Genomic DNA, 16518 nt, shown 5'->3' with positions numbered 1-16518 from the left:
CAAAGAGACATTCATGAAAATTTTAATTGCTCCCGACTCATTTAAAGAAAGCTTAGACGCACTGGATGTTTGCCACGCCATTCAATCTGGCTTCAGCCAAGTGTTTCCAGAGGCTGATTATAAGCTATTGCCGATGGCTGATGGCGGTGAAGGCACCTCTGCGGTATTGTCTTATGTATTGGGTGGACGCTGGAAAGAAGTGGTGGTCAATGATCCACTGATGAGACCGATAACGGCAAAGTATTTGTTATTGCCCGGCGCTACGGCTGTCATCGAAGTTGCTCAAGCGTGCGGATTACATCTACTGACAAGCGATGAACGCAATCCTGTGATTGCTAGCAGTTACGGTGTCGGCGAGCTGATTGCTGATGCGTTAGAAGAAGGGGCTAAACGTATCGTGATTGGTCTAGGTGGTAGCGCAACCAATGATGCAGGTCTTGGCATGCTAATGGCATTAGGCATCACATTTCACGATATCGATGGCACTCTACTCACTCATGGTGGTGGTGCACTTGCCAGCCTAGATAGGCTTGATAATATAAATATTCATGCAAAGGTATTAGACACAGTATTTGAAGTCGCTTGTGATGTGACCAATCCTTTATGTGGTCTTTTGGGTGCGAGCGCAGTATTTGGTCCACAAAAAGGCGCTTGTCCAGAGCAAGTCAATGAGTTAGATAAGGCACTAAATCACTTTGCCACCATGTGCGGTCATCACGGTTATGAGGACTGCCAACATGTCGAAGGCGCTGGAGCAGCTGGCGGTCTTGGCTACGCGATGATGACGTTCTTTCAAGCTCAGCTAAAATCAGGCTTTGACACAGTTGCTGAGGTGGCTCACCTGTCACAGCATATTGCAGAGGCTGATCTCGTTATCACGGGCGAAGGTAAGCTCGATGCGCAAACAGCCATGGGTAAAGTGGCAGGTGGTATCAGTCAGCTTGCCAAAGCCAGCCATACGCCAGTCATTGCTATTTGTGGTAGCGTTGACGGACTCAAACCTGCGCAAACTAGCCAGTTCGAGGTCATCATGCCCAGTATCCAAAAAGTAGATACCATCGAAAACGTACTGAGTCAGGCTTATGACAATATTGAAACCACAGCTGTAAATATTGCTGCAAGTATCAAACTTGGGCAAAACTTGAAATAACGATAGTCTATTAAATAAACGACTTCTATTAAATGCACAGCTATTTAACCTTTGATAGCTGTGCATTTATCATTTATTCTCAAAATATCTATAGCCATTTCGTTACTTCATCAATGACCGTGTGCATTCTATTAGAGAGTGCATGCCGTCGTCTTACCGCAAGATATAGCGTCTCGCTAACGGCAACAGGCAGATGATGGCTTTTAATCAGCTCAGGCTTTTGATAAGCAGCCACTGCATGTGCAGGTAGCACGGTAAAGCCTATACCCCTACTCACTGGCTCTAAGATTAATCCTATCTGATTCGAAAAGCCTTTTTTCTCAAAATCATTGATGTGCTGGAATTCAGGATAATTAGCGCTTAGCAGCATACCTGCATGATGGGCACCATCTGGATGATCAATAAAGCCAAGCTCGGTGAGATGCTCCCAGCTCGGCTCTACCGTAGTTGCAGGTGTTACTAATATTAGCGCTTCTTGAGCCATAGACTTACAACTGACTGTCTCCTCATCTGAGACATCCGTCATAAAGCCAATGTCAATCTCATGATTAGCAAGCGCCTTCTCTATATCAGAATTGGGTGCAAAACGGTAATCAATCACTAGCTTTGGATGCTGCTGTTGTAAGATCAAAAGCTGCGGATATAGCTTGAGTCCCACACTACCAGGCGACATCAAACGCACCAATCCTTCATAAGGAGGATCTTCACCGATGCGCTGCTCCAGATTTGATAAGCGCTGCAATATCTCGCCTGCTTCTTTATAGAGCTGCTCACCTGCATTGGTCAGTGAAAACTGCTTTCCTTGACGAATCAGTAAGTCTATATCCAACTGATCTTCTAGCTTACGTATGTGCTGACTCACGCCAGATTGGGTCATGTGTAAGCGTTCAGCCGTACGAGTAAAGTGCCCGAATTCGGCAAGCGCACAAAAAGTGCGTAACCATGTGATATTTATCATTACGATACATAATTATTTATATAATATTTGATAATTTTACATAATAATCGTATGTTTGTATACTGGCCTCACGTTAAATAAGAGTACAACTAACAGGAGCAAAAGCTATGAACAACGTTTATCCAAGGAGTTTTTCGCACATCGGCCTTTCAGTTCCCGACCTAGAAGCCGCCGTAAAATTTTATACTGAAGTAATGGGTTGGTACACCATCATGGAGCCAACAGAGATTGTTGAAGATAATAGCCCGATTGGTGAGATGTGTACTGAAGTATTCGGTTCAGGTTGGGGCAGTTTCCGTATTGCTCACCTATCTACTGGTGACCGTATCGGTGTTGAGATTTTTGAATTTAAAAATCAAGAAAACCCTGAAAATAACTTTGAATATTGGAAAACAGGTATCTTTCACTTCTGCGTTCAAGATCCAAATGTTGAAGAGTTGGCTGAACGCATCGTTGCAGCTGGCGGTAAAAAGCGTATGGAAAAACCACGCTATTATTACCCTGGTGAAAAACCTTACCGCATGATCTACATGGAAGACCCGTTTGGCAATATCGTCGAGATATACAGCCACAGCTACGAGCTTATTTATAGCGAAGGCGCATACTAAACTCAGTGTACATACAGCTTAATACAGCCTTAACTTGTATCTGACTGATAAACAAATAGCGACCTCAGAATATGAGATCGCTATTTTTATTTGTCTGCTTTCTACATGAGCAACCTATTATATAAGAGGTAAGCCATGCTACTATTTAGGTAGCTATACATAGCATCTACCAAACGAAACAACCCATTATCAAGGATGATAAATGACAAACTCTGACGTTGCCTTAGACATGGATGACTTTCCCGTTATTAGAAAAGACGATAGAAAAAGTGGCGTGGTCACTCTCACCTTAAACCGACCAAAGCAATTCAATGCCTTATCCGTTGAGCTACTCTCTGCGCTACAAGCGGAACTGGACAGTATCGCTCAAGATGACAATATCCGTGTAGTCGTCATTGCAGCAAATGGTAAAGCGTTTTGTGCCGGTCACAATCTAAAAGAGATGCGCGCACATTCAGATGAAGCCTTTCAGCGCGCCCTATTCCAACAATGCAGTCACATGATGCTCACTATTAATCGTATGCCGCAAGTCGTGATTGCAAAAGTGCAAGGTATCGCGACAGCAGCAGGGTGCCAACTGGTCGCCGCCTGTGATTTAGCCGTTGCCGCTGATAAAGCCAAATTTGCCACTTCAGGGATAAACGTTGGGCTTTTTTGCTCCACACCTGCTGTAGCCGTCAGTCGCAATCTACCTCGTAAGCAAGCGTTTGAGATGCTCATTACTGGTGAATTTATCGATGCACATACTGCTTTGCAATATGGATTAATCAATCGAGTAGCCCCAGCAGATCAATTAGAGCAAGTCTTGCAATCGTTGATAACGGCGATTACTACCAAATCTCCAGTAGCGGTAAGAACTGGCAAAGATATGTTTTATAAGCAATTGAATATGAGCGTCGAAGATGCTTATGACTATGCCAGTGAAGTAATGACTTGTAATATGATGGCAGACGACGTGAGTGAAGGTATTGACGCCTTTGTTGAAAAGCGCCAAGCCGTATGGAAAGGATGCTAACTACAGCTGTGGCTGCCACCTACTTAACCACTGTTATTTTTTTATTAACCGTCAATCATAGCATTCGAGCCAAATTATTTGCCAAGCACGAAAAAGGCCATGATAGCGATATCATGGCCTTTTTTAAACAACTACTACAATTAATCTGTTACTTACTCAGCGGCGATGGCAATCATCTCAACCAACAGCTCAGGACGTGCCAATGCAGACTCGCCACAAGCACGAGCTGGCGGCTGAATGCCTTCAAACCACTGGTCATAGACTTCATTCATAGCAGCAAAGTCTGCCATGTCTTTTATCCAAACCGTTACTGACAGTAGTTTTGATTTATCGCTACCCACTTCTTCTAACAACGTTTGGATTTTTTCCAAACAAGTCAATGTTTGCGCTTTGATATCGTCTTCTGCATTACCTACCTGACCACATAAATAAATAGTCTGGTTATGGACGACAATTCTGCTCATGCGTGGCGTGCTGTGTAGCTTCTTTATCATGTTATATACCTTCAATTTATTAATTTAAGTCTGTGCTAAATCTGTCAAATGCGCTTTTAATTAGAAAAACGCTGAGCACTGAATGGCGCAACATCTACTAATACTGGCTTGTCATGAATCATCTCTTCAACGAGACGTCCTGTCATAGGCCCTAAAGTAAAACCCTGATGACTGTGACCAAAGGCAAACCATAATTTTTCATGCTTGTCTGCAGGACCAATAACTGGCTTCATATCAGGCATACAAGGACGTGATCCTGCCCATGCTTCGCTCTCAATCGCATCTTCTAATGGTAAGATTTTTCTTGCCAGCTTCAGAACCGTTTTTAATTGACCAAAGTTCTTTGGTGCATCCATGGTAGTCATCTCAGCACCGGTCGTGATACGGATACCTTGCTGCATCGGTCCCATGACAAAGCCTTTGTCCATATCGAACATACTGTGATTGATGGTATTTTTTTCTGTCACTTTGAAATGCTGATGGTAGCCACGCATTGGGAACAATGGCAGATTATAGCCAAGTGGCTTGATCAAATCATTAGACCATGGACCTGCTGCGATAACCAACTTATCACTATAATAAGTGTCATTATCAGTGATGACTTTCCAACCCTCACCATCTTGTACGATTTCTTTTACATCGCTCTCTTTAATTGTACCACCCATCTCTTGGAAATTTTTCGCATAGGCTTTGACTAGGGAGCTTGGGTTTGACACTTGCCAAGAGTTTTTCCAATGAATCGCACCAACGAAACCTTCAAAATTAGCACTAGGTTCCATGGCTTTTAGCGCTTCAAGGTTCAATACGTTATGCTCAACGCCTTGATTGCGCGCATCAATGGCTGATGCTTGTGCTTCTTTGAACGTTTCTTCCGAACGATGCAATTGCAACCAACCATCACGAGTAATTAGCTCGTCAGCACCAGAGGCTGAAATCATTGTCTGATGCTCACTGGTACAATGCGCGATCAGTGTCTGCCATTCTGATTCTATTTTTTTGACCGAAGCTGGCGTAGAGTATTTCCAGTACTGTAGCAGCGCTTGGTGATAACGCAAAATTGCTGGAATACGATAGCGAATATCCGTCCCTTGGTTCGGTAATACTCGGATCATCTCAGTCAATTGACGAGGAAAAGGATGGGTATGAATGGCTTCGCGCTGAATCAATCCTGCATTGCCATACGAGGTCTCTGAGCCTGGCAACTTCTTGTCTAACATCAGTACTTTTGAATTATTTTTTTGTAAATGCCACGCGACTGACGTGCCAACCATACCTGCACCGATAACGATCACTTCATAGCGCATAACCTATCCTTTTCTTATGGTGTTAATACAGAGTATCAAATATGAGGGTCTAACGGAATAAGGTGGTAATAGTAACGCATTGAGCTGAATATTAAACCCCAATCTCATAAATATTTTTGCTATTAAATACTTTTAGTTATAGGGTTTTGTACAAGGTATCTTGGATGGGAATAATTGGTAAAGTTAGCGAAGACTTTGCCTTTAAATTATTCTTTCTAAACTGAATACATGTAATTCTAATTGGTTATTCAGAAACTCTATTGAGGTAATCAATATGTTTGACAAGGAGGTAGTGCGTTGAGTAGCTTCCAAAATTTTATTTGCAATCAACTTCTCTTTCAAACAATAGCTGCAACCATTCACTGAGACCATCGATATCAAAGGTTTTTGCACCATAACCAATATTTAGTAAATCCTCAGGCAGATATTCATCAAACTTTTCAATCAGTTTATTGGGTACATTTTCGGCAAGCTCAGTAGCAGTAGGCATAGGCTTATGAGCTAACGTTTGTAAGAACCTCATAACTTGTACCGAATCGACGTTATGAACACAGATAACTCCTGCATATACCTCAGTAGAGAAATCATGCTGCATAAGCAAAGCTGCTAGGGTATGAACGACTTTGTCTCCGCGCCATGTAAAAATATAAGTATTACCGTCTTGATCTATTATTGGCCGATGACGCAATTGACACCTATCAAAAATATCAAGGCTTTCTGTAAACAATTCACGCGCCGTTTTATCAGCAAAATCGACTTTTTTATCGCCGACTGAAATACGATAGTCACCTTTAGTTAATATGTCATACATCTCTTGACGGACTCGGTCGTGTATCGACATATCTCCGCCGCCATCAAATTTTGGAGGCTGACCGCCGCCTTGGACAGCAACCACATAAATGACCTTTTTATCCATATCGATATCTTTGACTTGCCAGCGTATACCCGCAAAGATGATGTATTGTTCGGGTAGCAGCAAAGTAGTGACGGGTAATGTGCCTAGTGTTTTACTACCAGCCACAAGACGATATTCCTCTGGCGTTTTAAACACTGCATAAAAAGTATAATGACCAACGATACGCTCGCCTACTATCCCTAATACCAATTGCTGATTGCCAAGCTGAGTAATCAGTTGCATCGCGCCCATTTGTGATAATAAGGATTTAAAGTGAGTAGGCGTTATCTTTTGAAAAGGTCCTTGTCTACATAGCAAAGTATAAATTTGGTCGGCACGGATACCACCCCATTGACCGATAGTCGCGAGCACTTGATGAAGGAGCGTTGAGAAGTGATAGAGTGAGGTATCGGCAGGCTCAAACCATCTGCTAGCGATAAGCAGTCTTATCATTGCTAATGACTGTATAAGCTGTAGTCGCAGTCTATCCACCAAACTGGTATCGACATCGATTTGCTTTTCGGTGATAAGCATGCGCAAAACTGATGAACCGCCGCGCCTACCCGAGCGCCCAAGCCGTTGCCGTAAGCTTGATACTGAATGCGGTGCTGTAACCTGCACGACAGAATCGACTTTACCGATATCTATACCTAGCTCTAAAGTCATGGTACAGACGGCGGTAGTCGGCAAATCCTCTTTTTGCAAACGCTGCTCTAAACCTTCTCTTAATTCTTTTGCTAACGAGCCGTGGTGGGGGAAAAACTCATTGGGAACGATATTATGCTCACACTTGTCACTTAGCAATGCAGCTATGAGTTCAGTACGCTTACGGCTATTGGCGAATATAAGATGATTACCGCCACGGCAGAATCGATATAAATCCGTGCATATTTGTGATTGAGCATCATGAGCAAGCTGATAACTATGAATTAGAGAATTATCATCCTTAAACTCACTAATCTGAGCACTTTCGCTTTTCGAATCAATAGCTATATAGCTCTCATCAATATCATTATTATCATAATAGCTCTTAGACCCATTGCTTTGAAGCTTGTGCATTACTTGGTTAGGGTCTACATAACCTTTTAGCTGAACTTTGACGTTGGAAGTCGATTCAGTATCCTTAATAATGACACAAGGTAAAGAATTATTGGGGCGTAGTGATAAAGGCACAGTTTCTATATCGCCCAAAGTTGCACTTAATGCCACTCGTGGAATAGGCGCGTCTAGCCGTCCAGCTACATGCTCAAGACGGGTCAAAAGTGACAATAGATGCTGACCACGCTCGCTACCCAAGAAGGCATGAAACTCGTCAATGACAATATATTTGAGCTCGCCAAAAGCTTGTTTCACCCAGCCTGCATCTCGTATTAGTAGAGACTCAAGCGATTCAGGAGTAATCAAAATAATGCCTGACGGTGACTTTTTCTGTTGTTTCTTTTTACCCTGTAGACTATCACCATGCCATGGAGTGACCTGCATGCCTAGCAGCTCCGCTAGACTTTGCAAGCGTCGATACTGGTCATTAATCAAAGCTTTTAACGGACTGATATAAAGAATACCAACGCCCTTGTCTTGATGAGCGATAGCGCTACAGGCAGGCAAAAAGAAAGCTTCTGTTTTACCCGCAGCGGTTGCCGCACTGATAAGCACGTCCGTTTGTCCTGATAAAATGGGCGCAATGGCTTTGGCTTGTACTTCCCGTAGTCCATGCCAGCCTTGGTTGAATATCCAGCGTTGTATACGCTTATCAAGCTCAGTATGGGCGTCTCTCAAATTAAATCTCTCAAAGTAGGCATTCGTCTTATAAGCTAAAGTCTGATAGTCCATCATCTTCATCCATGTCACTAAGGTCGCTCATATCGATGTCCATATCTGAAGGTGTTTCAGGGTCGATAGCTACGGATTGAATCAGATGATTCCATGAGATAGTAGGATTTTGGTCGATGACAGCTAGCATATCTAAAAATGCCTTGATGGTATTACGTGGCGTTCTGAAGTAAGCATCGCCAATCGTTTGGCTACAGTGTTGCAAGAAAGCTTGTAGTGATTCATCAGGCACTAGATATGCAGACTCATCGCCGCCTGCATAAACATGACGTAGGTTTTTTAGCAAAATATACAGCTCCTCTGGCGTTAGGCTAGCCAAATGTAACGCTGGAGAAGAATAATCAATTACCCCTGCCTGCTTGGCAAAGCTGTTGTCCGCTAAGCGAGTTTGCAAAGCATCGTAGCTGTATAAGCCTTTGCGCGGATCGAGTAAAAACTCAGGCGTACCCCCTAATAAAAACCCTAAATGCTCAGCTGTACCTTGCAAACAATCATTTAAGATACGCAATATTTGCTCATAGTTACCTTGGCGCGCTTGAGTGCTGTTAAGTTTGTATAGATTGACCATCTCGTCCAAATTAACGAGCAATCCTTGATAACCAGCTTGACGGACGAATAAACTCATGATTTTTAAAGAGTCATAAAAGGATGAGTCGGAAATAATAGTGCGCACACCTAAGTCGCGTCTGGCATCAGTCTTAGTAGCGTATTCTGCACGTAACCAGCGAATAGCGTTGGCTTTTAACTCGTCATTACCTTCTTCGTGCCCTTGCCAATAAGCTTCAATGACTTTTGCAAAATCATAACCACCTACCAACTCAGTCAATTCAGCTAAATTTTGCTGGATAACGTCACTGATAGCCTCTCCGCTACTGTCCGCTTGTTTGCGTGCTTCGGTAATAAAACGCTCAACCACACTAGCAAGCCCATTGCCATCAGGCTTATTGCGCGTCGATAAGTTACGCATCAGCTCAGAATATAAATTCCTCGCTTGGCCTGACGATGCTTGAATGCGTCTGTCAGGCGATAAATCCGCATTCACCGTGACCAATTTACGCTCAAGTGCAATGGCGCGAACCACGCTCAAAAAGAAAGTCTTGCCCGACCCATATTCCCCAATAATCAGCCGAAACGCAGAACCGCCATCAGCCACACGTTCAATATCATCTATCAAAGCTTTGAGCTCATTAATACGTCCCACTTGGATATGCTGAATACCAACTTTGGGGGTAACGCCAGCCTTGAGCGACTGGATAATCGCGTCGCGTTCTTTGGCTCTAATTTTTTTACCACTCATCTTTATTCCTTTTTAATCCACTATTTTTAGTGTGCTAATTTTTATGTGCTATGAATTCAACGCTTTTAACTCGTCGACAATCTCAAAATCAACGACCACTTCATCATCATCTTCTAATACGGGTGCATCAACTTTATCGTATGCCCAGTCGTTAATGGTTTCGATAGCGCCATTTATCATTAGATTTAACGATTCGCATAATTCGTTGACGGCTTCACGTTGCCATACTTCGGCACTAATAAGCTCTTGATACAGTTGGCTGTGACTACGATCTAGTCCGTTTATGACCGCCTCATTACCTGAACTATGATTGTTAACAGGCGCGTTACTGTGATGCTCAGTCGCCGTCTTACTGCTTATCTTTAATAGTACACTCTCTTTTATATCATCTTCGCTTTCTTCATCTTCTACAGCAAAGATCTTACTTAGCATCGCTTTAGCCACTGCGGTCTCACGTTCATGTAGCGCCAACAGTTCAGCATCAAAACTAAATGAACGGCTACTTTTGCTGCTATTGTCTTTGGTTTCGAGCTCATTTTTTATGCCTATGTTTACTTTTTTATTCGTCGTTAGCTGATGAATATCACTAGTCACTAACGTTTTATCCAGACCTAAAGCTTGATATAATTTTTCGATTTGTTTGATTTGACTGGGTTCAATATTGCCATTCGCTAAAGCAACAGTAATGATAAAACGGCTGATAAAGCCAATATATTTCGTGTCAAGATCAGCCAATGTCGCTTTTAGACCTGCCATATTTGCTGGGGTATTTAACTGCCATAGCAAATATGCGGTCAGCGATTCTTTTTCAATAGTGGTCAGTTGACTGTCTTGATTGAGCAGCGTCAATAGTGTATCCACTTCCCTTTTATCAACATAACCATTAATAGTCGCTACCATTGCCCCTAATCTCATAGCTAGGCTGACTTGATAGAACGACGAGCTCGGTTCGAAACCTTCACAATGCGCACCATGACCGTAAGCAAATAGCACGGCATAACCATCCGATTGCAAGCGCGTCTGATGATAGCGTTGGTCTGGAGCAATACCAAAACCAGCAAGCTCTACCAAATTAATAATCAGCTCATTTTGTTTTTTACTCAGCGCTTTGCTAGATGTTGGCGGCAAAGTTTCATCCAAATATGCCCATAACTCTTTAGTCGTTGTCAGCCCTTCATCGTTTTCTATAATGGACTGTGCCCATGTTTTAAATTTTTCAATTGCAGGATGGTGATAATTATGAAGTAAGGGTTTCGGCAGTAGCATAACAGCAGCAATATCATCAGCCGAGCTGCCTTCTTTTCCCAGATAACGACTGTAAGCATCTAAAGCATCATTGCATTGTTCAGCGATAGTTATAAGTTTTTTGACAGGCGCTCTCAGGATGCTTGGGTCTGGCAAGTCATCAAGCGTAAGCTCTACGCTAACGATAGAACGACTGGCAGCGTTATAGCTGAGCTTGAGCCTAGTTTTATTGGCAGAAACTACAAAACCGTTTGGATAAGCGTCATGGTAAAGAATTTTAAATAAATCTTTGAACGTATCTTCACAGCGCTTGGCAGGAGTTTTAAAATTGTATTCATTAGAATATACCAACCACTCCCATGCTAATGACGCAGGAATAGGCAATTGCAACGCTACCGTCTTTGCCAAATGCATCTTAAAGTTTAAGTTTTGGCTAGTGACAGGCGGTGGTAGTAAATGCCCTGTTTGCGCTTTGTCTTCAAATAACAAGGACCGAATAAGAGTCATAAATGCTAAAAAATGTGCTGAATAACTGTCGAACGAAGCAGACTGGCTGCCATAAATACGATTGAGTCGTGTCACTTCTTCATAGATAGCCATAAACTCAGTATCGGAGACAACATCATCGTTAATATGTTCAATGATACGGCGCTCAAAACCACCAAAATAAATGAATACATAGCCAATAGGCGTACTTGGATGCGCGCGATTTGAAGCTAGCCAATCAAGATAAGCGCCTCGGCATTTAATGGACAAACGCTCATAACTTGGCCAATAACCAAGCGACTCATCATAATAAATTTGCGAAATACTGTTGATGATGTTTGGAGAGCTGGCAGGTAAACTGTCATCGACTAGCGAAGGTTCAATACCAAACCCCGTTAGCATTGTAAGCTGACCACCAACATAATAAAAACCGCGGTCAATAAAGCGTCCTTTAATATCAAAGGATTCATTTTCTTTGAACCAGCGTCCTAACTGCTTATTGGCTGAAACACCAGAAACATTGTTAGATTTACCAGATGAGATGATAAATGACGCGAAATCATCTGTATCGTCATTTTGACTAGACTGACTTACTCTATGCCGGTTATCGGGCTTGATATCAGGTGGCAAGTCTATAAAGGCGGGCTTATTTGCTTTATTACCTTGAGCGTCGGCATCATATTTTTGTCTAAAAAGTGCCTTCACGTCGGCAATAAAATTCTTCATTAATGATAAAGTCCATGCTGAGTAGTACGAAGGTTGGTGTAAAGAATCGGTCGCCGATACCATTCTAACAACAAACGTGCATTATTTATGCCTGTATTTTTACATTATTTATCGATAAACAAAAATATCACCACCACACTGGATCATCACTCTCTTCTCTCACTTGTTTAGAATTTTCTACCGTCACTTCATCAGTAGACAGCTCAGCGATAAACCGCGATGGCTTGTCAAAATACCCTGAATAACTGGCAAAGTAATCAGGTGCCGTTAGATACAGTCTGCTCTTGGCGCGACTACAAGCAACGTAGAATAATTTTCGTTCTTCTTCTAGCTCCTCAAAGTCATCCAAAGAGCGATAGTGTGGCGTGATACCATCGACCAATGAATTGACAAACACCACTGGCCACTCCAGCCCTTTGGCACTATGAATGGTCGAAATAGTAACTTTATCATTGTTATTATCATCAGGTTGACTGGTTATGGCTACCGAATCATTGGGTGGATCGAGTGCCAAATTTTCTAAGAAGTTATCAAGGCTACTATGTTCTATTGCCAAATTTTTGAGCACACGAAAATCTTCGTTGCGCTCTCGCCAATTTTCTTCAATCGTTTTTAGGACAGGAATATAGAACTCTAAAATCAGCTCAATGACCGTCTCGACGGATTCAGCTTGATTTGCTTTAGTGAGCGTATTGTATAAAGGTTCAAGTTGTATACTTTTTTTAGCAAACTTCGCCGTAAGTAATGGCTCAAAGGAGTTGTTATCGGCATTAATCGCTTGAGTCAAACGAGTCGCAGTGACTGTCCCCACGCCTTGAAATAAGGTCAAAATACGATGCCAAGCAATCGTATCATTCGGGTTATACAATATTTTAATGAATGCCAAAACGTCTTTAATATGTCGCCTTTCAATGAATTTGATACCGCCCACCACAATGAATGGAATATGACGCTCCATAAACTCTAATTGGACATAGTTAGATTGAAAGGATGTGCGACACAGTACCGCAAAATCATCGTAATCATGATCCGATTTTAGCTCGATGATTTTATCGGCGATATATTTTGCTTCTTTTGTCTCATTGCTTAGGCGTCTAAACACTGGCTTATGCCCACTTATCGATGCGCCAGAGTACAACTGCTTTTGATAGCCTAACGTGATTTGCGCGGACAAGGCATTGATATAATCCAAAACAGCAGGCGTACTGCGATAGTTTTGTTCGAGCTTAATCAGCTTGGCATCGGGATAGGTCTCACCGAATAGCAGAATGTTTTCGTAATTGGCACCGCGAAAAGCATAAATACTTTGATTGTCATCACCGACTACCATCAGCGATACCGACTCAGGTTTACTAATCAAATCTATCAACTGCTTTTGCGGAATATTGGTGTCTTGGTACTCGTCAACCATAATGTAGCGATATTGGTTTTGTAGCATTTGGCGAAAGGTATTATTCGTCTTTAAATGACGCACGACCTGACTGATAATATCATCAAAGTCGTATAGATGATTGGCACGCTTATACTCATGAAAATCGACTGCCAATTGTTCAATAATAGGAATATGCACGGCGATATCAGGATAATTACTTTCGATTAAATCACGGATATGAATACGTCTATTCCGAGAGCTAGAGATGATATTTTGCAGTGTCTTTTTGCGCGGAAAGGCTTGGCTTTTGGTTTGCGCGGGATACTTTTTTTCTTTATGGATTAAGTCGATGGCATCTTCGCTATCGCCCGTGTCTAAAATCGTAAATCGCGGATTTATACCGAGCAGCCCTGAATACTGACGCAGCAGCATATTACAAAAAGAGTGAAAAGTACCGCTGGTGATATCGTTAAGCCGTTTATCAGTTGGCAGCTTATCCTTTACCAAGTCTTCATCAGACTGTTTATCAAATAAGGTATTCGCAAGTAAGGTTTTGGCGCGGCTTTTTATTTCATTGGCTGCTTTACGCGTAAAAGTCAGTAGCAAGATGCTTTTGGGCGTGACCCCGTTCTCTAATAAATAACTGGTACGGTACGTGAGCGTTTTAGTCTTGCCAGAGCCGGCACCAGCAATGACTAGCACCTTGCCTTCGATAGTTGTGGCTGCTAATAACTGGTCAGGATTTAGTTCACGAGCATAGTCTACTTTGAACTCTAATTCACCATTCAGCCTGTCATTTAACCGCTCAATATTTGCAGTATTATTAGCATCGATTAGATTTACCTCTAGCTTTTTAATCGCCTGCTCAAGTCGTGCCAGCTTAGGCTTAATTTCCATGAAGTTCTGCGGATAATTGTAGTGGCGCGTGTCAAAAATCGTGGTAGTCATTATAGGATTTCGCCTTTCATTTTATTTTAGCGGCCTTTATCGAAACGGCGCATTTATACATAGTGTTTTGCAGATTTGACTGAGAGCGCTTGGTGTTCATAATGAAGATTACTCGTACAGTGTAACGAGTCGTAGGCGTTTACTTGTCATACGCCTACAAGCCAAACTATCGTTTTATAGCACAGCTTACCATAATCGATAAAACAGCAAAATTACCGGTAATGACCAAACACAAAATCTCAGTATACAACACAACAACCTCACCCCTATTCAGGTAAATTTGCTACAATATGCCCAATTTTGATTTATCATTTAACCAATCTTTATACCAACTGATTTTATTATTATATTGAGAGAATGTTATGGGTTTTAATTGCGGCATCGTCGGCCTACCAAACGTGGGTAAATCCACCTTGTTTAATGCGTTGACCAAAGCGGGTATCGCCGCTGAAAACTTTCCATTTTGTACCAAAGATCCCAACACGGGTATCGTACCAGTACCTGACCCACGCCTAAAGAAACTGGCTGATATCGTTAAGCCTGAGCGTGTATTACCAACGACGATGGAGTTTGTGGATATCGCAGGTCTAGTCGCTGGTGCTTCAAAAGGCGAAGGCATGGGCAACCAGTTCCTAGCCAATATTCGTGAGACTGATGCGATTGCGCACGTCGTACGCTGTTTTGATGATGACAACGTCGTCCACGTTGATGGTCGCGTCAGCCCGATTGATGATATCGAAACCATTAATACTGAATTGGCATTGGCAGATTTAGAGGCCGTTGAGCGTGCCATTCACAACCAAACCAAGAAGGCTAAAGGTGGCGACAAAGATGCGCAAGCATTGCTTGATATCTTTAAAAAAGTTGAGCCTTTATTGGCAGAAGGTAAAGCGGCACGCGCAGCGAACCTAGATGCTGATGAGAAAAAACTCATCAGAAGTTATGGTTTAATCACCCTAAAACCAACCATGTATATCGCTAACGTCAGTGAAGATGGCTTTGAAAACAACCCTTACCTTGATGCAGTACGCAACTATGCGACTGGCGAAGATTCTATCGTTATCGCTCTATGCAACCAAATCGAATCTGAAATCGCTCAGCTTGATGAAGACGACAAAAAAGACTTCCTAGCTGAGATGGATATGGAAGAAGCCGGACTTGATCAAGTGATTCGCGGTGGTTATGACTTGCTAGATATGCAGACTTACTTTACTGCTGGTGTTAAAGAAGTGCGCGCTTGGACGGTTGCAGTTGGCGCAACCGCACCGCAAGCAGCTGGCGTGATTCATACTGATTTTGAGCGCGGTTTCATTCGTGCCGAAGTCATTGCGTATGATGATTTTATCGAATACAACGGTGAAAAAGGCGCAGCTGCCGCTGGCAAATCACGCTTAGAAGGCAAAACCTATATCGTACAAGATGGCGATATCATGCACTTTAGATTTAACGTGTAGTTTTAAGCAGTACATTCTGACTGATAGTTAATAAGCCGATGTTGGAAATTCTCCATCATCGGCTTTATTTTATCTTAACATTGTTATATTATAACATATCTTTATTTTACTATTTGAGGACTTATACTGTGACTGACTATTTCTCTTTTTCTAGATTTGCCAGTGTTGCGCTTGTAGGAAGTATCATGACAGGCTCTCTATTGGGCTGTCAGCCTAATACAGAAAGTGATACGGTAGTATCTGAAGAAATAACACCCGTAGACGATCACGCTGAACATGCTCATGAAGAGCACGAAGGGCACGATGCTATGGAACAAGGTCATGAAGGACACAATCATGAAAGTCATAGCCACGAAGAAAGCGCGCATGAAGGACACGATCATGCAGAACATGCCAGCAACAGCACACCATTCTCTTGTGATCCTACGGCTACTATCGGCGTTTCTTACCATGATGATACTACACCACAGACAGTGCACCTACTGATCGATGGTATCGAATACGATTTGACCGCTACCTCTGATAGCGACGCCAGTACTGAAAAAACTATCTATACCAGTGATATCGGATTAGATAACACCCATGGCATCATATGGCAAGTAAATGGTGACAAAGCAACGTTGCGAAATAAAATATTGGGCAGTAATGTGGCTACCGAAGAGGAAGAAGTGCTTTTCAACTGCCAGAAATCTTAATGTAGTTCTCTGACTATATATCTGTACCAAGGGCGCTATTT

Annotated in this window: 12 protein-coding genes; 5 read left to right on the top strand and 7 right to left on the bottom strand. The window is 42.4% G+C overall.

Features of this window, described 5'->3' with window-relative positions:
• The first annotated feature begins 13 nt into the window (after positions 1–13).
• Positions 14–1150, top strand: coding sequence for a glycerate kinase (locus JMX82_RS00770; protein WP_201538953.1), 1137 nt, complete (start codon positions 14–16; stop codon positions 1148–1150).
• Between the two features lie 88 nt (positions 1151–1238).
• Here JMX82_RS00770 and JMX82_RS00765 read toward each other — a convergent pair whose 3' ends face one another.
• The gene (locus tag JMX82_RS00765; protein WP_201538952.1) at positions 1239–2108 is read right to left on the bottom strand and encodes a LysR family transcriptional regulator; all 870 of its coding nucleotides are present in this window, start codon (positions 2106–2108) and stop codon (positions 1239–1241) included.
• Between the two features lie 107 nt (positions 2109–2215).
• On the opposite strand from JMX82_RS00765, the gene JMX82_RS00760 reads away from it, so the two are divergent.
• Together JMX82_RS00760 and JMX82_RS00755 are read left to right on the top strand one after the other, a co-directional pair.
• Entirely contained in the window at positions 2216–2716 is a 501-nt protein-coding gene (locus JMX82_RS00760; RefSeq protein ID WP_055124259.1) for a lactoylglutathione lyase family protein, read from the top strand.
• A 202-nt stretch (positions 2717–2918) separates the two neighbouring features.
• The gene (locus JMX82_RS00755) at positions 2919–3731 is read left to right on the top strand and encodes an enoyl-CoA hydratase (protein ID WP_201538951.1); all 813 of its coding nucleotides are present in this window, start codon (positions 2919–2921) and stop codon (positions 3729–3731) included.
• A 152-nt stretch (positions 3732–3883) separates the two neighbouring features.
• On the opposite strand, the gene JMX82_RS00750 is transcribed toward JMX82_RS00755, so the two are convergent.
• The 6 genes from JMX82_RS00750 to JMX82_RS00720 all read right to left on the bottom strand — a co-directional run bounded on the left by JMX82_RS00750 (position 3884) and on the right by JMX82_RS00720 (position 14328).
• A complete protein-coding gene (locus JMX82_RS00750; protein WP_201539049.1) occupies positions 3884–4222 on the bottom strand; it encodes a RidA family protein in 339 nt (112 codons plus the stop codon).
• A gap of 59 nt (positions 4223–4281) precedes the next feature.
• Positions 4282–5529: an NAD(P)/FAD-dependent oxidoreductase gene (locus tag JMX82_RS00745; protein ID WP_201538950.1), complete on the bottom strand. Its 1248-nt coding sequence runs from the start codon at positions 5527–5529 to the stop codon at positions 4282–4284.
• 316 nt (positions 5530–5845) lie between these two features.
• Positions 5846–8254, bottom strand: coding sequence for a DEAD/DEAH box helicase (locus JMX82_RS00740; protein WP_265089303.1), 2409 nt, complete (start codon positions 8252–8254; stop codon positions 5846–5848).
• On the bottom strand, positions 8229–9551 hold the full coding sequence (locus tag JMX82_RS00730; RefSeq protein WP_201538949.1) for an ATP-binding protein: 1323 nt from the start codon (positions 9549–9551) through the stop codon (positions 8229–8231). Before JMX82_RS00730 ends, JMX82_RS00740 begins: the two co-directional genes overlap by 26 nt.
• 48 nt (positions 9552–9599) lie before the next feature.
• Complete coding sequence (locus JMX82_RS00725) at positions 9600–12008, bottom strand: TerB N-terminal domain-containing protein (protein WP_201538948.1); 2409 nt, start codon at positions 12006–12008, stop codon at positions 9600–9602.
• Positions 12009–12135: 127 nt separating this feature from the next.
• Positions 12136–14328, bottom strand: coding sequence for an ATP-dependent helicase (locus tag JMX82_RS00720; RefSeq protein WP_201538947.1), 2193 nt, complete (start codon positions 14326–14328; stop codon positions 12136–12138).
• A 362-nt stretch (positions 14329–14690) separates the two neighbouring features.
• Between JMX82_RS00720 and ychF the strand changes: the two genes are divergently transcribed.
• Together ychF and JMX82_RS14335 are read left to right on the top strand one after the other, a co-directional pair.
• Positions 14691–15782, top strand: coding sequence for a redox-regulated ATPase YchF (ychF, locus tag JMX82_RS00715; RefSeq protein WP_201501482.1), 1092 nt, complete (start codon positions 14691–14693; stop codon positions 15780–15782).
• 185 nt (positions 15783–15967) lie between these two features.
• Positions 15968–16477: a hypothetical protein gene (locus JMX82_RS14335; protein WP_201538946.1), complete on the top strand. Its 510-nt coding sequence runs from the start codon at positions 15968–15970 to the stop codon at positions 16475–16477.
• The last annotated feature ends 41 nt before the right edge of the window (positions 16478–16518 follow it).

Source organism: Psychrobacter sp. 1044, assembly GCF_904846525.1.
Lineage (GTDB): Bacteria > Pseudomonadota > Gammaproteobacteria > Pseudomonadales > Moraxellaceae > Psychrobacter.
The sequence above is the reverse complement of the archived record's forward strand: the minus strand, read 5'-3'. Positions and strand labels throughout refer to the sequence as shown.